The sequence below is a fragment of the uncultured Alloprevotella sp. genome (genome assembly GCF_963536905.1).
In the GTDB taxonomy this organism is placed as follows: Bacteria; Bacteroidota; Bacteroidia; order Bacteroidales; family Bacteroidaceae; genus Alloprevotella.
Window position 1 is genome coordinate 19,041 of sequence record NZ_CAUTBW010000012.1, and the last position, 21,108, is coordinate 40,148.

Here is a 21,108-nt window from a genome sequence, read left to right on the forward strand (position 1 = left end):
TATGAAATTCTTAGCTTTAATTCCCGCACGATATGCCTCAACACGCTTTCCAGCCAAACCGTTAGCTTGTTTAGGAGGAAAGTATATTATTCAGCGCGTTTATGAACGTGTCAGTCAAGTCTTCTCTGATGCTTATGTTGCTACGGATGATGAACGTATTTATGATGTTGTTTTGAGTTTTGGTGGTAAGGCCGTAATGACACGCACTGATCACAAGAGCGGAACAGATCGTTGTTTCGAAGCTTTGCAGAAGCTGGAAGCTAAAGGTAATAAATATGATGTTGTTGTAAACGTTCAAGGTGATGAACCCTTCATTGCTGCGTCTCAATTAGAGGCTATAAAAGATTGTTTTAATACTTCTTTTACTGAAATAGCTACTTTGGTGAAACCTTTTGCTTCTGATGCTCCTCTTTCTGAGTTGTTGAATCCCAATTCTCCTAAAGTCGTGATGAACAATGACGGTAATGCTCTTTATTTTAGTAGAAGTGTTATTCCATATCTGAGAAACATTCCACAAGAAAAGTGGTTACAGCATCACACTTTTTACAAACATATCGGACTTTATGCTTATCGTGTAGACATTTTAGCCAAGATAACATCACTCCCTCAGGGAATTCTTGAACAAAGTGAATCGCTCGAACAACTTCGCTGGTTGGAAGCAGGGCTTACCATAAAGGTGAAGGAGACCAATATAGAGACCATCGGCATTGATACTCCTGAAGATTTGCAGCGTGCCGAAATATTTCTTTCAAATAATCAGTAAATTATGAACATTCGCAATAGCATCTTAATATCTCTACTGTCCTTTTCTACTCTCACTGTTGGAGCTCAAAAGATACAAGTTGGCTCTTTTGTCTTTCGTGATGGATCTGTTTATACAGGTGACCTCTTTAGTGGTAAACCTAATGGGCATGGTAAGACTGTTTTCAAAAATGGAGACGTATACGAAGGAAGTTATCTGAAAGGCAAAAGACAAGGTTCTGGTACGATGGTTTATGCCACGGGGGAGAAGTACGAAGGTCAATGGTTTCAAGATTTACAGCATGGCCGTGGAGTATATTATGCCTTGAATAATAATCGTTACGATGGACTTTGGTTTAAGAATACCAAAGATGGTCAAGGCATAATGTACTATTATAATGGAGATGTCTATAATGGTTCATGGAAAGAGGATAAACGTGTGGGACAAGGTACTTATACCTATAAGAGTGGTGCTTTTTACAAAGGGATGTGGGCTGATGACAAAAAGGAAGGATCTGGCATTTTTGATTGGAAAGATGGCTCCAAATATGAGGGGAATTGGTCTGATAACTTGCGCAATGGTCGTGGTACATTCTTCTACGCCAATGGAGATTACTATATAGGTGATTGGAAAAATGATATGCAAGACGGGAAAGGCATCTATAAGTTTAAGAATGGAGATGTCTACGAAGGGCAGTATCTTCAAGGAGAGCGTACGGGAGAGGGTGTCTTTACTTATGCCAATGGTGACCGTTATGTAGGACAATTTCTTAACGGTGAGCAGAGTGGACAGGGTACATATACTTGGAAAGGACAAGCGTCCTACACGGGGCAGTGGAAAAATAATAAGCGAAATGGGTATGGCACCTATAAATCTAAAAATAGCTACGAGTATCAAGGCTATTGGAAGGACAATATGATGGATGGCGAAGGAGTTTTGCGTATGCAGTCAGGCGAAAAGTATAAAGGCACATTCCGTAATAATAAAAAGAATGGAAAGTTCACTGTTGTTTATGCTGACGGCTCTCGTTTCGATGGTTCTTTCATGGATGATGAGAAGGACGGAAAATATGTAGAGTATGATCGTAATGGTAATGTAACTTCAAAAGGAGTTTATAGCCACGGCCGCAAACAATGACACTAAAATTCAGATGAGGAGGAGAGTCATAATCTCTCCTCATTCTTTTATATTTTCCTATAAGAAACTTTAACTAAAAACCTTTTAACGCAATCTTTCCATTACAAGCATTTGTGCTAGAGGGCTAATTTGATTATCATGAAACAAAAAAAGAAACTCTTGAAGCTCGTGAAGAATGATTCGTGGTTGGAGCCTTACAATGATGCCATTCAGGGTCGCCACGATCACGTGTTATGGAAACTCAACCAACTCACTCAAGACGGGAAACTCAGTCTGTCTGATTTTGCTGATGGGCATCTGTATTTCGGCTTACATCGTACGGCTCGAAAATGGATTTTCCGTGAGTGGGCGCCCAATGCTACTAAAATTTTTCTCATTGGCGACTTCAATGGTTGGAAAGAATCAGAGAAATTTGAGCTAAAACCTGTAGGTACGTTTGGCAACTGGGAGATAAATCTTCCTTTGTCTGCTATGAAGCATGGTGATCTTTATAAAATGAAGGTCTATTGGGATGGAGGCTCAGGTGAGCGTATCCCTGCTTGGTGTCAGCGAGTAGTACAAGATGATACCACAAAGATTTTTTCCGCACAGGTTTGGGATCCTGCTGAAAAATATGTCTTTAAGAAGAAAACCTTCCGCCCAAAGCGCAATCCCCTCCTTATTTATGAATGCCATATCGGTATGGCACAGGATGCTGAGAAAGTGGGCACTTACAATGAGTTTCGTGAGAACATCCTTCCACGTATTATTAAGGATGGCTATAACTGTATCCAGATAATGGCTATTCAGGAGCATCCCTACTATGGTAGTTTTGGTTACCATGTTAGCAGTTTCTTTGCAGCTTCTAGTAGGTTTGGTACGCCAGAAGAACTCAAGCAGCTCATTGATGAGGCCCACAAGCATGGCATCGCCGTTATTATGGATTTAGTGCAAAGTCATGCAGTGAAGAATGAAGTAGAAGGCCTTGGGAATCTTTGTGGCGACCCTCATCAGTTCTTTTATGCTGGCGAGCGTCGCGAACATCCGGCATGGGATAGTCTTTGTTTCGATTATGGAAAGAATGAAGTTATCCACTTTCTTCTCTCTAATTGCAAATATTGGCTGACAGAATTTAATTTCGATGGCTTCCGCTTTGATGGAGTTACTTCTATGCTCTATTATAGTCATGGACTTGGAGAGTCTTTTAATGGTTATGGCGACTATTTTAATGGGCATCAAGACGGCAATGCTATCACTTATCTCACCTTGGCTAATCTCTTGATTCATGAAGTGAAGCCTTCAGCTTTTACTATCGCTGAGGAAGTGAGCGGTATGCCTGGTCTTGCTGCACCATTTAAGGATGGCGGGTATGGCTTTGATTATCGTATGGCCATGAATATACCCGACTTTTGGATTAAGTTGATAAAAGAGTTTCGCGATGAAGACTGGAAGCCAAGTTCTATCTTTTGGGAGCTTACAAACCGTAGAGCAGATGAGCATAATATCAGCTATTGTGAAAGCCATGACCAAGCACTTGTGGGCGACAAAACGATTATCTTCCGCTTGATAGATTCTGAAATGTATTGGCATTTCCGCATTGGCGATGAAACTGCAGGTGTGGATCGCGGTATTGCTCTACATAAAATAATACGTCTCTTAACGGCATCAACTATCAACGGTGGTTACCTCAATTTTATGGGCAACGAATTTGGCCATCCCGAATGGATAGATTTCCCCCGTGAAGGAAATGGATGGAGCTATAAGTACGCACACCGTCAGTGGAACTTGGTGGACAACAAAGAACTGTGCTATCAGTATTTGGGAGAATTTGACCGTTTGATGCTCGAGCTTCTTAAATCGGAACGCAACTTCCAGAAATTGCCCGTAGTTGAAGTTTGGCACAATGATGATGATAAGATATTGGCTTATAGTCGTGGTGATCTTCTCTTCGTCTATAACTTAGATCCTCAGCGTAGTTTCGTCGACTATGGTTTCCAAGTTCCAGAAGGTTCTTACGATATTGTTCTGAATACTGACTCCTGTTCTCTTGGTGGGCATGGTATTATTGACGACAGTGTGCGCATAGAGACAATGTCAGATCCTTTACTCAAAAAGGATGGTAAAGGTTGGTTGCGACTCTATGTTCCAGCTCGTATCGGTCTTGTCTTGCGCAAAACTGTGGAGAAAAAGTCGGACTTATGTAGCTGGAGATTTTAATTTCCAATAAGGCTAAACATGAATATAGCAGATTATATCAGACGTAAGAGAGTGCGTGCAATTCTGTGCGCACTCTTTATGCTCTTTGCTTTGGTCTATGTCCTTTCCTATGAGCGAGATGTTATTGTCTTCACTTTTGACAAGCTATTCGGGAAGGATAATTTCTACGATACTTCTGCTGGTCCATGGCTTCTCATTCTTTCGCTTCTGCTCTTGCAACGATTGGTAAGTAAAACTATCTATTTTCGTGATCGCCATTATACGCTCACTTTTTTGCCATCTGCCATTGTAGCCGTCTTGCTTACATCTTTTGTGCCGTATTGTAATTGGATCTCTTTGTTGGTCACATTGTTTTGTCTCGCCTTTTGGATTCTTCAGCATCGCATTGATTATCGCAGACAGGAGAAGGATCGCAAACGGGCGAGCTATCGTTTGGTGCCTCGCCTTACATGGCATTGTATGTGGCTCTTAGCACTTGTTGCCTATATGGGATTGGCAGGAAATGCTGATACTTATTTTCATCAAGAACTCAAGATGGCGCGGTTCATCTCTGAAGGAAAATATCGAAGCGTGCTTGATTGTTCCGTAAATCCTCCAGGCACTTCGGTTATCACAGCCATGCGAGCTTATGCTCAAAGCCGTTCTGGAAAGAGCATTGCAGATGAACTCTTTCGCTATCCGTTACAAAATGTTGGAGATAGTGTGTTGCTTCTTCATCATCATGATGCAAAGCGTACACCCTTTCAAGCATCTGCCATTTTTCGGCAAATTGGAGTCTGGCCACATCGAGGAGAATCTGCCTCTCAGTATTTGGAGCGGGGAGCAAAGTATCGTCCTTATGCTCTGTTCACTCCTGGGCGCGATTATTATCTCTGTGGACTCTTGCTCAATAAGCAAATAGATCGTTTTGTGAGTGAGTTTTGCAAATATCATGCTTTTAGCGATACGTTGTCTATACCTCGTGCTTACGCTGAAGCTCTAATACTCTATCAGCGTATTCGTTCCAACAGACAGATTCAGTATAAAAATGAATTGATGGAGGCTAATTATCAAGATTTCATAGATAAGCGCAACAATTATCCCTCCGAGTATGAACGCGCCAATGTCTTAGCTGTCCTATATGGTGATACCTATTGGTGGTACTATTATTACAGTAATTTGAAATGATAGAAAAACAAATTATTGCTGTTTTTTTATCTCTCAACATATTTTCTTTCCAATTTATAGGAAATGAGAAATGCTGAATAATTTTCTTTCTATTACAGACCTTTTTATTGACAATTAACTTTTCTAATCTAGCATGGAAAGTTGCATTCTTTTTCGGAAAATGGTATAGAAAAGCGTAGAATTCTCACGAGAAGAGGGAAGAATCCTACTTTCTTGCAGGTTCTTTCTCTCAAAAAGTGCTTTCTTTTCCTTATTCTGTCTGAAAATGCAATAAAGATGTCAGCTGAAATCATTATTGCGTTCAAAATTCCCCTTATTGTATTTTCAATTTCTCAAGGAGAAAATAAAATTTGTAGTATAGAAAATAAAATTTCTCCTTGAGAAATTGAAAAGAAGCCTATTTTAGTGATGCGCCAAAACTGCGTTATTTTCATTCTGCGGCCTTTTAGTTGGATTTTAAGCCATTCTCGGGTGCTTAAAATGTGAATTTTCTTTACAAATATTTTTGTTTGATGTCCCTCGTACTACTACATGAAAGCTTAAGTTTTTAAAGTCTTAAGTGCGATACGAGAGCGTTAAAATGTGAAGGAAATTTCTTCTTGTTTTACTATTTTTAGGGTATGGAAGTTTTTTGCTTTCGTTCTACTTTTGCATGCGAAAACGAATCGTTGCAATCTGGTTTGTCATCGCTATTTTTGTTTGGCATCCCTATCCTTACGTGGAAGAGCTCTAACGAAGAATATCGTTATTCTAAATAAAAAACTAAATTTCGGCTTATATGACAAAAATAATGACCACGAATAATCCTTTTTTTAAGTTGTTTTCCTGGATAAAGGAGGTAAAGAGTAGGGGATTTCTGCTTTTTGTGTGCCTTTTCTTTGGGGGAATACTTTCTGTTCTGGCACAAGAATCTGTGATTTACGGGAAGGTTTCCGATGCCAAAACTGGTGAACCTCTTTCTGGGGTTATACTATCGATTGCTAAGGCAAAAAAGCAGACGACCACGGATGCCACAGGTGCTTATCACTTAGCTGTGGCAGAGAACAAACGTGTGTTGCTTCTCGTGAGATGTGTGGGCTATAAGTCCGTGCAGCAAGAATTGATCGTGAAGGATAGTATGTCTTACAATATCTCATTGCAAAGCACTGAAAAAACTCTTGGCGAAGCTACGGTAGTGGCACGAAGTGAAATTCGCGCGCTGAAAGAATCTGCTATGCCTATTTCCGTTATCGGGCAACGGCAGTTGCAGGGGACAGCTTCAAATATCAACGATGTTTTGGCACGCACCGTGGGCATTACGGTAAGGAATACGGGGGGCTTGGGCAGTGCTTCGCGCATTTCCGTACGTGGACTTGAGGGGAAACGCATGGGAATGTATATTGATGAAACTCCTATGTCACAATTGGGCAATTTCGTGGCGCTCAACGATATTCCTACAGATATGATTGAGCGTATCGAAGTATATAAAGGTATAGTACCATATAAGTTTGGAGGTTCTGCACTTGGAGGAGCCGTTAATGTGGTTCTAAAAGAGTATCCTCCTGTTTATATGGACTTTTCTTACGAGTCTGGTTCGTTCAATACTCATCAAGCATCACCCATTTTTAAGTGGACTAACCGTAAGAGTGGTTTGCAATTTGGCTTAGGAGGTGTATTCTCTTTTTCAAAGAACAACTACAAGATGATGCTGGCAAATCTTGACAATCGTATCGTGAAAAGAGATCACGATAGTTTCAAGAAGATCATAGGAGGAGGATCAATAAAAGCTACAAAATGGTGGTTTGATGAAATGAAGTTGGAGGTTGTTTTTACGAAAACGCGGCAAGAGGTGCAAGGCATTGACCTTGATGTGAGAGAGGCCTTCAATCACTCCTGCGGTTTTGTGACAGCATTCTCACTGAAACGCAAGAACTTCTTCCTTGATGGTCTTGATTTCGACTTTGGTGCTGGATATGTTTGGAGCTGGTATGGTTTGCAAGATAAGGCTAAAAATCGCTACGATTGGGATGGGCGAGAATTGCCGCCTGTGTCTTCTTTTGGTGGAGAACAGAATAATTATCCTTCGGATGGAAAGAATAAATCAAAAGAATTTATCTCAAAATTTAATATGGGCTATACGATCGATGAGCATCATTCTATCAATCTTAATATCTATGCCGACCGCACACGGTTGAATCCTAGCGATTCGTTAATGGATAAGGCTCTAGGCTTTAAATCCAATTTTCCCAGTAAAATGACAACCGTTACAGTTGGCTTTTCCTATGATTTATCGCTTTTTGACGGACGATTTCAAAATGCCTTTACGCTGAAAAACTTTTATTTCTCGTCCCATTCTCGCAGCATCAGCGTGTTCTCTGTAACTTCACCAGAACCTGTCTATATCTCAAAAAAATATGTAGGATTCAGTGATGCTATGCGCTACAAGTTCACACCCAACTTGCTGCTCAAAGCTTCCTTCAATTCTGAGGTTCGTATCCCAACAAGCGAAGAACTTATCGGTAATGGTTCTTCTATTCTAGCCTCGCCAGCTCTAAAACCCGAGCGCACAACAGGTATGAATCTTGGCTTGCTCTATCGTCGTGTGAGAAAAGATGGGCGTCTCATTGAATTGGAACTGAATACCTTCTATAATCATTTGAATGATATGATACGCTTTACTCCTGATATGATACCAACTATGGCGCGATATCGCAATTTTGGTAGTGTGAGTACGAAAGGAGTAGAACTGGATGCGAAAGGAGATGTTTTGCAATGGCTTTATCTTTATGCCAACGGAACTTATCAAGACTTGCGCGATGTTAGACAGAATATCCCTGGTACGGCTGTAGCGAATCCCACTTACAACAAGCGTATTCCAAATGTGCCCTACTTGCTATTCAATTTTGGAGCAGAATTTCACAAAGAAAATCTCTTTGGAGGAAAGGGGCAAAATTCTCGCTTTATTTTCGATGCGTCCTATATTCATCAGTATTTCTATGATTTTGAAGTGAGTCGCTATCAAGAGCGCAAGATTCCCACTTCTTTTACGATGGATGTAGCCTTGGAACATAGCTTGAAGAATAATCGCTGGACATTCACACTGAAAGTGAAGAATTTGGCAGACCGTCGTGTTGTTTCTGAACTGAATCGCCCTCTACCAGGCCGTTATGTGAGTTTTAAGGTGAGATATTTATTTAAGTAGGCAATCAATAATTTTTAATTCTAAAATATAACTAATGAGAAATCTAAAATCAATGCTTGCAGTTGCCATGGTGGCAGCTCTTGTTTGTGGCTGTAGTAAGGATGATCCTTCTCCTACCCCAACTCCTAATCCTCGCGGAAAAACTTTTTCAGGGGTAGTCTTTGCCACAGGTATTACAAATCCTGAAGGGAATAGTGGCAGTGTCTATATGCAGGCACTTACCGACTTGATACCAGGAAGTTACGACAATTCAAATAGTATCCCCGTAGGCTTTGGCTCTACTCCGATTGCAACAGAATCTGGAAATATCTATGCTTTTCCTGACTATATGGGAAATACAAAGGCAGAGATTGTACGCTATCGCTTAGATGCTGAAGGAAAATGGATAAAACAGGGAGCTCTGCCAATCCCCGCGGGGGCTGCTGCTGCCAATATCGTGGAACTTAATAGCGAAAAAGCATACGTCAGTTTGCAAGGACTTGGAATCGTTATGGCTTTTAATCCAAAAACGATGACGAAACTGACAGATATTGATCTTAATTCGCTCAAACAGCCAGAAACGAATGTTTCGCCTGCTGCTATGATTATCCGCGACGGCAAACTATTTGTCGGTCTCAACCAAATGAATGCACAATATATGCCTGCACGCAACAATATTGAGTTGGCGTTGATAGATACGAAGACAGATAAAATAGAAAAACACATTGTTAATACAACTCTGGGATTGAGTTTTGCAACACGACCGATTGATGCTGGCTCTATCTTTATGGATGAACAGAAGAATATCTATATAAATTGTATTGGTGCGTTTGGCTTTATTCCACAATTCCCTGGAGGAATCGTGCGCATCAAGAATGGTTCAACAGATATTGATCCTAACTATTGTATTCACTTTAATAAGACAGAAGTTGCAGGCTTGTCTACCAAACATGCAGATTTTCTTAGTACAATCCTTTATGCAGGCGACGGAAAAGCTTATGCTTATCTCAACTCCTTCGCTCTTGATCCCAAAGGAACAGAGAATCCTTATGTGAGCATGACGAATGTTCCTATAGAGATTGACTTAAAGCAGAAAACAATGAGTGTGATTCCTGGAATGGAAGTTTCTAATCCTCAGGGGGTTGCTATCGCACGCCATAAGAATGTGATTGTTTTTGGTAGTGCCAATAAAAAAGCAAATGGATTTTATATCTACAATCCTACAACAAAGCAAGTTGAGGGTCCAGTTATTACTGTAAAAGGTAATCCTAGTTTCTTCCATAGCTTTGCTAAGGTTGGAAATCCTGTTAGCAAGATTCGCTAGTATCTAAAGATTTATCCAATGATAGGGGCGGCCTTTAATAGGTCGCCCCTAGTTTGCTCTTTATTGTCGATATTGAATTTTTTGGAAAGAAGAAGCGCAACCAGAAAGAGTTACAAAAATCTGGTTGCGCTTAATAGTTCCTGAGAAGGTATTAAGCTTCGACTATTCCTAGTTTTTTCCATTCCTCAACGAGAGCGTGAACATCTTGTTGAGCTGTTTGAGTATCGACGTCGTATTCTTCGCAAAGAGCTGCTGTAAGCTGTTCTTCAGAAAAATCATCGTTGCACACTTTTTCCCATAGGAAGGCTGCTGATTCATTGAGGTTTATCATCTTACTGAAGTCGAGGTTTTCAATTCCTTGTGGGATGATAACTTTTTCTCCGCATACATCGCGGAGTTCTAATCCTTTCTTTATTCGCATGGTTGTTTTCTTTGTTTATTGTTCAATTTTAATGGGGAAAAGGCGAAGCCAAATGTGCCGATATGCAGCTAAAATCCACCGACGAACAGGTGTGAGAAATATCCATACGCGTGAATAGATGCGCCATTTTAGTCCTGTTACTAAGTCGGGATTCTGTCTGCCTTTGCGATAAAATCCTAAGGCTATTCCAATAATGTCCTTCTGCTCGCATACTTCTCTTCCTATGATATTGCCATCCCCGCGGAGGATGATTTTGTTGTTCTCAATCTGAATGATACGATGGAGAACATAGTGTGGTGCACTGATAATCTCGTCTGGCGTTGCTCCGCAGAGGCATGCTTTGGCAAGGATTACATCGCCCACTTTGGGCTTCTCGTTACACGGACCCAGCAATACCTTGTCGCGCCGATCTTCTACAAAGATACGCATGCTAAAGCCGCGGACATGAAACGTAGCTGTGTGTCCTTCGTCTATTAAATCTTTGATTTGAGGGATAAATATGTCGTTAGGTAGAGAGATTGTTTTCATGCTTTTTCAGCGTTTTTGAAAACATATTTCTTGCCCGTACATGCTTCGAAGCTCATCTTTGCAGCTTCTTCGTCTGGGCGATTTTTTAAATGAAATACTGGAATCACACTGGCTACCGCACTGGCTGTGTCGCAGATAGCGTTGTAGGAGGGTTTGTCCCAAATCATGGTGGAACATGAGGAGAGAATTGTGGCAAATCCCTGTAGTTTGTGTTCTTTCTCAATGATATTTTCTGGAGCCTGCTCTAAACGTACATAAGCTCCTATGGGAACACTTAATTGACGATAGAAATTACGTTTTCCACTCCACGGAGTTCCACAGACAAATGGCTTTCCGTTCACAATACGTATTGCGGGGTTATCGTCGTTTAGGATTTCTGTTCCTGGAATATATTTATTCCATAAATCGTTATGAGTACTCTTTCCTGTACCGCTCTTTCCTAAGAATAAGTAGCCACGGCCATCGTGTAGAGCCACAGAGGAGTGCATAAGCAATATATTATGGTGCGCTCCAGCAAAGGCAAAGGCCACCATCATTGCATTGTTAAGACCAAAAGCTCTGTTGGGAAGTTCGCCAAAGAGGGATATCTGACAATCGGAAAAGTTGGTATTGGTCCGGAGAGCACATGCTTTTTCGCCATTCAGGTTGGAAATAATCATCTTATAGCCTCCATTGGGTAATAAGTATACACCATGGTTGTTACCTCCGCAGTCGAATTGTCCTACCTCTGAACCTTCAGGCTCATCATTAACGAGTCCATCGCCAACAGTCATTGTAAACATTAGCTTTTCCTTGGTTTCTTTAACGTAAAATGGAGCGTATGTTTCTAGATAGTGGCGGCCGTCAACGTCCTCTAAAAAGAGAACGCGCAAGTAGGCCCCAGCAATGCAGAAAGAAAGGTCTTGCTTATTCATTTCTTGAAAGTCTGATAAAATTATTGTTCTTCAGTTTTCTGAACTGCAGGCACACTGAATTGGAAGTCTGAGGCAGATATTTCTTTGAGAGTATCAGGTTTTCCCTTGCTCAGTCTTTTGCGGAGTTTCAAATATTTTTTCTCTAATTTCTTGCGATCTGTTGCAAAGAAAATAGCGCAAGTTTGATTACCTTGGTACTTAGATTCTAAAAAATGTTGAAACTCTGCAGAATAGAAACTGCGATACTCAAGAAAACCTGTCTTCTTCTGAAGGGAAGCCCCTTGTAAATCTTGCACAGAAGAGAGATAAACAATGGAGTCATTGAAACTTGTGCTTACTCCAAAAACATAAATTTTGCCATCATCTTTAGCTTGCATGGCTACAGCCATGAGCATGGCGATAAAACTTAGGAATATCCTTTTCATTCTCATTTGTTATTTCTCTGCAAAGATAGTGTTTTACTATGAATCGCAAGTTTTACTTCCTTATATAATGGATAACGAACCGAAAATCATTCTCTTTATGAGAAATTACATATCTACAGATAGTAGACCTTATCAAAAGGTGGAGCGTAAATGTGACAGGTCATTGTATAAATAAAAAAATCTGCAAGTAACCTAAAAGTGCTTGCAGATTTGAGCGTCTCAAAAAATTAGAGATATGTTTTCAGAATCGTACTTTCGTGGGCATTGCGCAAAAGGCTTATACCTTTTTCTTTGATTTGCCGGACTCTCTCGCGACTCAGATTCATCTTTTCGCCGATTTCCTCTAGGCTGAGTTCGGGGTAGCCGATACCAAAGAACATTTGTACAATTTGGCGTTCTCTTTCCGGTAGTTGATGAAGAGCTCGATCTACTTCTTCTTTCAGAGATTCGTTGGCGAGGTGACTGTCTGTGGCTGCATTTTCTGGATTGTAGAGTAAATCAAGCAGACAGCTATCCTCATCTTCTACGAGTGGCGCATCGAAGGAAATATGTTTTCCCGATGAGTGTAGAGCCGTGGAGATTTTATCTAGTTCTAGACCAGTTCCATCTGCAATCTCTTCAATTGAGGGTTTACGTTCATTCTTTTGTACAAACTCATTGTAGAATCTCATCACGCGACTGGCATAACCCACTTGATTTTGAGGGAGGCGTACAATGCGACTTTGTTCTGCCAATGCTTGTAATATAGATTGTCTGATCCACCATACTGCATAGGAGATAAACTTAAAGCCGCGGGTTTCATCAAAACGTTTCGCAGCAGTGATGAGTCCAAGATTTCCCTCATTAATAAGATCTATTAAGCTCAATCCTTGACCTTGATACTGTTTGGCAACAGAAACTACAAAGCGGAGATTTGCACTAGCGAGTTTGTTGAGAGCTTCATTGTCGCCTGTCTTGATACGGCGTGCGAGTTCAACCTCTTCGTCAGCACTGATGGTAGGTTCCTTACTAATGTCTTGCAGGTACCGCTCTAAGGATTCTCCTTCGCGGTTGGTAATCATCTGCAGAATCTTCAACTGTCTCATAGGTTCAAGATTAGAAGGTTGAATGATGTGATTTTATTGGTATTTTTTCATGAAAGATTCAACTGAAGTGTCGCCGAGTTGCTTTGCTTTGTTCAGATAGCTAATAGCCTTTGCCTTGTTTTTGAGTTCTCCATAGGCAATTCCTAGTAAGCGGTACGCATCAGCATTATCTGGAAGCTCCTTTATCAGGGCTTCTCCTGCATCAATTGCCGTTTGGAACTCACCTGCAATAAGCCATAAGGAAACTTCTTCGAGACGATAATCGAAGTATTCAGGTTTTTGAGACAAAGTCTGCGCATAGCGGATATCATCAATGGCTTGTTTGTACATACGGCATGAACGTTCGGCTTGTTCGCGAATATAATAAAATTTTGCAGTAAGAGATGCAGGTCCTATTGCACTTTCATAATCATTGTAGTCTGCAACAGCTTGGCGAAACTTACCAAGGCGTGTCAGATACTGGGCACGAACAAAGAGATAGTTTGCGTCGTTCTTACTATAAGGTTTATTGAGGCGGTTTACGCAACTATCTAGAAGAGCAAGTATTTTTGTGCTATCGCCTTTCATAAAGGAGAGTGCGTTGGCAGCTGCATAGAATGACTCTGGAGAGGCAAAGTTCGTGGTATTTACTTTATTATAAGCATCGTAGGCTTTATCGTACTGCTTATTGGCATACAGACAGTGGCCTTGTTGCATGAGATAAAGCGGACTTGGATTAGCTTGATAGGCGAGTTCTGCTTCTTCTAACGCGCGCGGAAGGGTCCAATCTGAATTATTGGAAGTCTGTAGTGCAACGTTGTACATGAGTTTACTAAGAGTAAAGTGTATGCCATCAGCTTTAATGGTTGACTTTTCAGAACTTTTTGATAGAGCTGTCTTAAAGTCTTTCTCTGCGAGAGAATAGAGCTTCTTTGTGGCATAGAACGTGCCGCGATTAACGAAACCTTCGGCATTGTCTGGGTAGGTCTCAATGAAATCATTGAGTGTTGTTATGTAGGCCGTACTATCAGCAGAGCTCATAAGATAAATATAAGCCAATGCTGCTTTCTCATCATTAGGAAGTGCCTTCTGAATTTTGATTTCCTTCAAATCGGGATTGAGTGAACCTGTCTCTGTGATATTGAGCGTATTGATGGCTTTTATATCAAGAGCACAAGCTGTGGTGGCTCCGTTTGTGAAGTTCTTTTGTACGATGGCAGCTACACGCCGATTATTGTCGATAAGGGGACAACCAAAGTTCTTGTCAACATTTTGAGCATTAAGGTCAAAGTATTTGTATTGGTTGAAATCAGATACATTCGTTATAATGGCGGCAACTCCGGTGCTCTTGTAGGTTGCTAAGTTGAGAAGTGTTCCATTTTCGGGTGTTGCCGTACTCTGTTCTAAAAAAGGAGTTTTGTGTGAATCAGTACGAAATTTTGCTAAGTCAAGGACGCTATTTGCTCCTAGGATACGGACTACATTGAATTTCTTTCCTTTGGCATCAATAATTTCTGCTCGGTAAGCTCCTTTTAAAAGATTGAAGGAGACAACTCCTTCCCCTTGGCCGTTAATAAAGAAGCCATAGCCATTTGCCAATATAGTACCATCGGCTTTATACGTAAATATGTTGAAGACTGCGTCAGACGGACCTGCAATACCTATAAAGGGAAAAAGTGTAGATAAAGTTAAAATGAAGGATAATAATAGTTTTCGCATGTTTTATTGAAGTTTTAGTAAGGATTTCGCATTGTTGATGGCTGCCTCGGTCATTTGTGCGCCTGAAAGCATATTAGCAATTTCTTGTATGCGCTCTTCGGTGGACAACAAATCTATATGGCTAGATGTTCCATGTTCATTTTCTTTTTTGAATACACGATAATGGTAGACACCAATAGCTGCAATTTGTGGGAGGTGAGTAATGCAGAGAACCTGGCAATTTTTCGCCATACGATTCATAACTTCAGCCATCTTTTCTGCCATAGTACCTGAAACACCTGTGTCGATTTCGTCAAACACAATTGTCGGTAAGTTTCGGCTTTGTGAGATAATGGCTTTTAAGGAAAGCATCAAGCGAGCGATCTCTCCACCAGATGCAATTTGAGCCACATCCTGCATAGCCGTATTTTTATTTGCACTGAAGAGGAACGTTACTTTATCGGCACCATTACTATCTGGCTGATTGCGGTGTTCAAAAGAGAAATTGAGACGAACACCAGGCATTCCTAATTCTTGCAGTTGGATGATGAGTTCTTTTTCAATTTTTTCTGCTGCTTTTTGGCGACTGACAGTCAACTCCTTAGCTGCGGCATACATTGCTTGTTCTGCTTTGTTGACTTCTACAGTTTTCTTAGCTACTTCTTCATCAATATTTTCAATTTTGTTGATGAAGTTCTTAAGTTCTTCCTGCTTTGTTAGCAACTCTGCAACAGTTTCAACATTGTGTTTCTTTTCAAGCGAATAGATGGTATTGAGTCTGTCATCGACAAACGCTTGTCGTGCGGGATCAAACTCAACAGATTCTAGTTGCTGCTCTAGTTCATCTGCAATATCTTCAAGTTCTATTCTTACACTGTCTATTCTTTCGGATAAGGTTCCAGCAATGGGGAAAACTTTTTGTATAGAGGATAGAATCTGACTACTGCTTTTCAGCTCCGTGACGGGATTGTGCTCATCAACAGAAAAAAGTCCTGACGCCTGGAAAAGACTCTGCTTGATTTCTTCTGCATGCGAAAGAGTATTGGACTCTTCTTCTAGCTGCTCTTGTTCGCCTTCTATGAGTTGCGCTTCTTCAAGTTGTTGTAATTGAAAATTGAAAAAATCTGTATCATTCTTGTCTTTTTCTGCTTGTTCTTGGAGTCTAGTTAATTCTGTGGTAGCACGTTGCCACGCAGTGTATTGTGTCGTGTAGTTTAATAAGACTTGAGGATTGGCAGCAATAGTATCGAGAGTTTCTATGAGAAAATGTTCATGCCCCAAAAGTAAGTTTTGGTGTTGTGAGTGTATATCTATTAGATGACTACTCACTTCTTTTAGAAGAGAGAGAGGAACGGGACTGTCGTTGATGAAAGCACGACTTTTTCCTTGTACGGTGACTTCGCGGCGTACAATACATTCCTTTTCATCAAAATCAATGTCGTGGTCTTCTAATAACTTCTCAAGTTGAAGCCCCTCTACTTGAAATATAGCTTCAACATAGCATTTTCTTTCTCCTGTTTTGATAACCTTAGCATCAGCCCGCTGCCCCATGATGAGACCTAAGGCTCCAAGAATTATACTTTTTCCGGCACCCGTTTCGCCTGTGATGACAGAGAAACCATTTGAAAAGTTGATATCTAACTTTTCAATGAGCGCATAATTGCTTATGTGTAAGTGCTGTAGCATTGTTTTATTTCATTTGTCGCCAAGACGAATTCTTTGACGCATTGATATTGGATAGTATCTCAACAATCTTTTCTTTCTCTGCTGTGGTGCCTTTTCCTTTATAGATATTAACCAATTCGTCAGCTTTTATATCTGTAAAAACTTGTGGGAGAGAAGATAACGATTTGTTTTCGTGCGACTTTTGTAAAAGTCCTATAGCTTCTGTAATAGCTGCTCGTCCGCGGTCAGCATTTTCAGCCATAATATCAAGTCCTTCTCTGTAGTATTTGTATTGCATGCGGCGGAAGGGTTCCATTCCGCTATCTAGCATGTCATTGATAATGGCATATCGATTCTTGGAATCATCAAAAGCTTTCCAACCTTTAGAAGGAAAACTCTGAGCATTATTCACAATGCTTTGCGCTACTGTCAATGCGTCGGTCCCTCCAAGAGGTGACATGGTGTCGTTATCTATTCCTATAATTAAATAGGCATAGTATGCAATAAGAGCCGTCAGTTCATTATCAATAACGTCAGGGCGAAATTCTAATTTATCGTACTGCTGGAAGCGGAAATTGAATGAAGGATCTTGAATGCTAAAGGCTGTAGTAGTATACGCTGAATTATAAACAGGCCGGATACTTTGCACACTAAGGGTACATTCGAATGAATTGTCTGATTCATTGTATTTATTGACAATAATATTGAATGTACATCTAATTCTTTCGTTTTTCCGAAATTGCATATTCGTCCACTGCCGAGTATTGATAAACTCCGTCAGTTGTTGCTGTAAATCATCAAATACCGCTGTTGAGGATTGGTTTATCTTCTGATGATTAACGCTAACCTTAGCTTCAAGTTCTTGAGCTTTCATTTGTGTACAGAGCACAAGGAAGAAAAGAATTATTCGAATAATCCGCATAAGAAATCGACAATGTCCCGCGCCACTTCAGTTTTACTTTTCAGTGGATAAGGATACTCTTTGTCATTATTTAGTATCGTGATTTGATTTGTGTCGTATTGGAACCCCGCACCTTTATCATTGAGAGAATTCAGTACAATAAAATCTAAATTCTTTTTCTTTAATTTCAGGCGAGCGTTATTGTGTTCATCCGTTGTTTCAAGCGCAAAGCCCACAAGTTTTTGATAAGGAGTTTTTGCTGCTCCAAGAGCTGCTGCAATATCTTGAGTAGGTTTTAGCTCGAGAGTTAGATTCTCTCCCTTGCGTTTTATCTTCTCGCTGGCTGTTTGTGCCATGGTAAAATCTGCAACTGCCGCACAAAGAATTGCTGCAGTTGCTTTTTGGAATTTCTCTGTGGCCGCTTCGTACATTTCCTGTGCGCTTTCAACATTGGTGCGAAAGATATTCGGGTGATGCGTAGTAAGATTCACAGGGCCAGCAATGAGTTCAACTTTTGCTCCTCGTGCTGCACATTCCTCTGCTAATGCAAAACCCATTTTTCCGCTGGAGTAATTGCCGATGAAACGTACAGGATCAATCTTTTCGTAGGTGGGGCCTGCTGTAATGACAATTGTTTTATCTGTCAAGCATTGTTGTCCGTTGAAGAAAGCTTTGAGAGTTTCGTATATTTTTTCAGGCTCTTCCATTCTTCCTTTTCCTACAAGATGACTGGCTAATTCTCCTTGTGTGGGTTCTATGATATAGTTGCCACGTTGCTTCAGAATTTCGAGGTTCTCTTGTGTAGAAGCATGGGCAAACATATCCAGGTCCATTGCTGGAGCTATAAAAACTGGAGCCTTCATCGACAAGTATGTTGTGATGAGCATATTATCGGCAATGCCGTGAGCCATTTTCCCAAGTGTAGCAGCTGTTGCAGGTGCAATAATCATTGCATCCGCCCACAATCCGAGGTCTACATGGCTGTGCCAAGTGCCATCACGCTGTGAGAAGAAGTCGCTGATCACTGGTTTAGACGTTAGAGCAGATAAGGTGATAGGCGTGATGAACTCCTTGCCAGCAGGTGTGATGACAACTTGCACTTCTGCTCCTGCTTTGATGAGCAGACGTATAAGTGTACATGCTTTATAGGCAGCTATGCTGCCAGATATTCCGAGAAGGATGTGCTTACCTTTCATCGTGTAGCTGTATTCAGACGTAAGCGCATAAGAGTTTGTTTAGTGTCTTGCGTGAAATCGCCTTGCATCATCCAGCCAAAATAGCCGGAATCTCGTTGCAAAACGTCGGCAACAGGCTGTCCTTTATATTTTCCAAAGTTAAACACCGGAGTACCTTGTTCATCGTAGACAAAGCGACCAGCCAAGTCTACATTTCTGTTCTGACGTGAAAATTCTGCAAGCCACTCTATATTATTGTGAAGCTCTTCTCCGTACTTGTCGAGCTGAGCCTGAAGAACTTCGTAAGTAGCTTTAGTGTCGGCCAAAGCCGTGTGGGCATTCGTGAGATCTTGGTTACAATAGAATTTATAGGCAGCTGAAAGATTTCGCTGTTCCATCTTGTGGTAGATAGTTTGGACGTCTACTAAGCGACATTTTGAAATGTCAAAGTCGGCGCCAGCGCGTGCAAATTCTTCTACGAGGAGAGGAACATCAAACTTATTGGAATTAAATCCTGCTAAGTCAGCCCCTTGAAAGATAGCTGCTAGTTCTCCTGCTTTATCTTTGAAATAAGGGCAGTCTGCAACATCGGCATCATAGATACCATTTACGGCCGATGCCTCAGCTGATATGTGAATCCCAGGATTAAAGCGAATGACCTGTGATTCCTCGTTACCATTTGGGTAAACTTTTATAAAACAAAGTTCGACAATGCGGTCACTGGATATTTTAAGGCCTGTGGCTTCAATGTCGAAGAATATAATGGGGCGTGTAAGTTGAAGTTTCATTCTGTTTTAGGTGAAAAGAATTATACATTACAGTCTAATTGAGCGCAATGTATAATTCTTTTATCTGTTATATGTATCAATCTGGAAGCATGAGAGGCATCAGAATCATCTGAACCTCTTCGTTTTCTTTCTGCTCGGCAGGAATGATGACCCCTGCACGACTTGCGTCGGCCAATCGGACAATCACATCCTCGCCTTGAATATTATTGATAATCTCAAGGAGAGACGGACCTTTGAATCCAATACTCATGGGATTACCAGAGTACTCGCAGAGTAGAGATTCTTCTGCTGACATTGCAAAGTCAATGTCTTGAGAAGATATTGTCAACTTGCTAGGTGATAGCTGAAGTTTTACAAGTGTGCTAGCTGCACCAGAGAAAATCAAAACACGGCGGAGGGTTGCCATCAGCGCATCGCGATTAACAGTTACGATGTTTGGATTATCCTTTGGGATGACTGCACTATAGTTCGGAAATTTTCCCTCAATGAGTCGGCATGTCATTTCGAAATTTTCTGTATAAACATCAGCATTTCGCTCATTGAAGAGGATACGAACATCCCCCATCTCTTTTTGTAAAACATTCTTTAAGAGTCCAGCAGGTTTCTTAGGGAGAATGAAAGCTCCTTCCTTTGAAGCTTGAGTATTCAATATTTTATTGCACGTCAGCTTTTGTGCATCTGTTGCAACAACGGTAGCGTTGTTGGAAGCTATATCGAAGAATACGCCATTCATTACAGGACGAAGAGGATCGTTGGCTGTTGCAAAGATAGCGCGTCCTAGAGCTTCATAAAGTAGTTCTGCACCTACGGTCAGTCGTGAGGCATCGCTAGGCATTTCAGGAGTGACGGGATATTCATCGGCAGGTTGTGCCATGAAGTTATAGTGACCTCCTTGGTATTGGATAGTAACATCGAGATTACTACCAACGAAGAATTCCAATGGTTGGTCTGGAATTTCCTTCATTGCATCTTGGATAGTCTTAGCGTTCACCGTGAAGCGGATGTCTTGTTCGCTCTCGATGAGTTCGATCGTCGTTTTTAGTGTACATTCATTGTCCGAGGCTGTGATACGGAGCTTCTGCTCCTCAATTTCAAAAAGAAAGTTGTTGAGAATAGGCAGACTGTTTTTTGCTGTAATCACGCGGCCGGTAAGTTGTAGACGCTGTGAAAGCAATGAACTATTGAGTACGAATTTCATGTATGTTTATGATTTGTATTTCTTAATTTTATTGTGCTGACAAAGTTACATAAAATTCTAATATGAGTAAGAAAATGCTTTTTTTTTAATCTTAAAATCCCTATAGCTCTGATTTTAATTGTAATTTCGCGGTCGTAGAAAATAAAACATAGATATAAATGGAAATTACAGGTAAAATTATTCAAGTTCTTGAAAAACGTAGTGGTACTTCTAGTCGTAGCGGAAATGCTTGGGCCTCTCAGGATTATGTCCTTGAGTTTGTAGACGGCAATAGCCAGTTCCCTCGCCACATGGTGTTCAATGTGTTTGGTGAAGATCGTATTTCGCAGATGAACATTCAAGTAGGTCAGACTCTTACGGTTTCTTTCGATGTAGATGCTCATGAATATCAAGGACGTTGGTTTAATAATATCCGTGCGTGGCGTGTAGTTGCTGCCTCAGAAAATGCAGTCCCTCCTGTTGTAGATGCAGCTCCTATAACCCCTGCTACAGATATTCCTGCTCCTACAGCAGATGTAGCTCCTGCTAGTGAGGACAAAGTAGATGATCTGCCTTTCTAATTTAAAGTAAGATATTTCCTATACGGATGAAACTGACGTAAGTAC

At 40.9% G+C, this 21,108-nt stretch carries 18 protein-coding genes; 7 read left to right on the forward strand and 11 right to left on the reverse strand.

Features of this window, described 5'->3' with window-relative positions:
• Position 1: 1 nt before the first annotated feature.
• The 6 genes from kdsB (at position 2) to ABLA33_RS03385 (ending at position 9,726) form a co-directional block, all read left to right on the forward strand.
• Entirely contained in the window at positions 2-763 is a 762-nt protein-coding gene (gene kdsB / locus ABLA33_RS03360) for a 3-deoxy-manno-octulosonate cytidylyltransferase (protein ID WP_311490298.1), read from the forward strand.
• A gap of 3 nt (positions 764-766) precedes the next feature.
• Positions 767-1,879, forward strand: coding sequence for a phosphatidylinositol-4-phosphate 5-kinase (locus ABLA33_RS03365; protein WP_315090131.1), 1,113 nt, complete (start codon positions 767-769; stop codon positions 1,877-1,879).
• 138 nt (positions 1,880-2,017) lie between these two features.
• A complete protein-coding gene (locus tag ABLA33_RS03370) occupies positions 2,018-4,075 on the forward strand; it encodes an alpha-amylase family glycosyl hydrolase (protein WP_347719239.1) in 2,058 nt (685 codons plus the stop codon).
• 18 nt (positions 4,076-4,093) lie between these two features.
• Positions 4,094-5,242, forward strand: coding sequence for a DUF6057 family protein (locus ABLA33_RS03375; RefSeq protein ID WP_347719240.1), 1,149 nt, complete (start codon positions 4,094-4,096; stop codon positions 5,240-5,242).
• Positions 5,243-6,155: 913 nt separating this feature from the next.
• Positions 6,156-8,423 carry a TonB-dependent receptor gene (locus ABLA33_RS03380; RefSeq protein ID WP_347719241.1) on the forward strand — a complete coding sequence of 756 codons (2,268 nt, stop codon included), beginning with the start codon at positions 6,156-6,158 and terminating at the stop codon, positions 8,421-8,423.
• Between the two features lie 34 nt (positions 8,424-8,457).
• The gene (locus ABLA33_RS03385; protein WP_347719242.1) at positions 8,458-9,726 is read left to right on the forward strand and encodes a hypothetical protein; all 1,269 of its coding nucleotides are present in this window, start codon (positions 8,458-8,460) and stop codon (positions 9,724-9,726) included.
• 151 nt (positions 9,727-9,877) lie between these two features.
• Here ABLA33_RS03385 and ABLA33_RS03390 read toward each other — a convergent pair whose 3' ends face one another.
• The 11 genes from ABLA33_RS03390 to dnaN all read right to left on the reverse strand — a co-directional run bounded on the left by ABLA33_RS03390 (position 9,878) and on the right by dnaN (position 20,503).
• Complete coding sequence (locus ABLA33_RS03390) at positions 9,878-10,147, reverse strand: PqqD family protein (RefSeq protein ID WP_311490304.1); 270 nt, start codon at positions 10,145-10,147, stop codon at positions 9,878-9,880.
• A 15-nt stretch (positions 10,148-10,162) separates the two neighbouring features.
• Complete coding sequence (locus tag ABLA33_RS03395; RefSeq protein ID WP_347719243.1) at positions 10,163-10,675, reverse strand: peptidase S41; 513 nt, start codon at positions 10,673-10,675, stop codon at positions 10,163-10,165.
• A complete protein-coding gene (locus ABLA33_RS03400; protein ID WP_347719244.1) occupies positions 10,672-11,589 on the reverse strand; it encodes a hypothetical protein in 918 nt (305 codons plus the stop codon). Before ABLA33_RS03400 ends, ABLA33_RS03395 begins: the two co-directional genes overlap by 4 nt.
• A 20-nt stretch (positions 11,590-11,609) precedes the next feature.
• Positions 11,610-12,014, reverse strand: a complete 405-nt coding sequence (locus tag ABLA33_RS03405) for a hypothetical protein (protein WP_347719245.1) — start codon at positions 12,012-12,014, stop codon at positions 11,610-11,612.
• 227 nt (positions 12,015-12,241) lie between these two features.
• Positions 12,242-13,099, reverse strand: a complete 858-nt coding sequence (locus tag ABLA33_RS03410; RefSeq protein WP_311490308.1) for an RNA polymerase sigma factor RpoD/SigA — start codon at positions 13,097-13,099, stop codon at positions 12,242-12,244.
• Between the two features lie 33 nt (positions 13,100-13,132).
• The gene (locus ABLA33_RS03415; protein WP_347719246.1) at positions 13,133-14,797 is read right to left on the reverse strand and encodes a tetratricopeptide repeat protein; all 1,665 of its coding nucleotides are present in this window, start codon (positions 14,795-14,797) and stop codon (positions 13,133-13,135) included.
• A gap of 3 nt (positions 14,798-14,800) precedes the next feature.
• Positions 14,801-16,462, reverse strand: a complete 1,662-nt coding sequence (gene recN / locus ABLA33_RS03420; protein WP_347719247.1) for a DNA repair protein RecN — start codon at positions 16,460-16,462, stop codon at positions 14,801-14,803.
• 4 nt (positions 16,463-16,466) lie between these two features.
• Positions 16,467-17,363 carry a DUF4835 family protein gene (locus ABLA33_RS03425; RefSeq protein ID WP_347719248.1) on the reverse strand — a complete coding sequence of 299 codons (897 nt, stop codon included), beginning with the start codon at positions 17,361-17,363 and terminating at the stop codon, positions 16,467-16,469.
• The gene (gene coaBC / locus ABLA33_RS03430; protein ID WP_347719249.1) at positions 17,345-18,538 is read right to left on the reverse strand and encodes a bifunctional phosphopantothenoylcysteine decarboxylase/phosphopantothenate--cysteine ligase CoaBC; all 1,194 of its coding nucleotides are present in this window, start codon (positions 18,536-18,538) and stop codon (positions 17,345-17,347) included. The genes ABLA33_RS03425 and coaBC overlap by 19 nt, the downstream gene beginning before the upstream one ends.
• A complete protein-coding gene (locus ABLA33_RS03435; RefSeq protein WP_347719250.1) occupies positions 18,535-19,305 on the reverse strand; it encodes a 3'-5' exonuclease in 771 nt (256 codons plus the stop codon). The genes coaBC and ABLA33_RS03435 overlap by 4 nt, the downstream gene beginning before the upstream one ends.
• A gap of 76 nt (positions 19,306-19,381) precedes the next feature.
• Positions 19,382-20,503 (reverse strand): DNA polymerase III subunit beta, encoded by a 1,122-nt coding sequence (gene dnaN / locus ABLA33_RS03440; protein ID WP_311490314.1) that lies wholly within the window; start codon positions 20,501-20,503, stop codon positions 19,382-19,384.
• Positions 20,504-20,661: 158 nt separating this feature from the next.
• On the opposite strand from dnaN, the gene ABLA33_RS03445 reads away from it, so the two are divergent.
• Positions 20,662-21,063 (forward strand): DUF3127 domain-containing protein, encoded by a 402-nt coding sequence (locus ABLA33_RS03445; protein WP_311490315.1) that lies wholly within the window; start codon positions 20,662-20,664, stop codon positions 21,061-21,063.
• Positions 21,064-21,108: the final 45 nt, after the last annotated feature.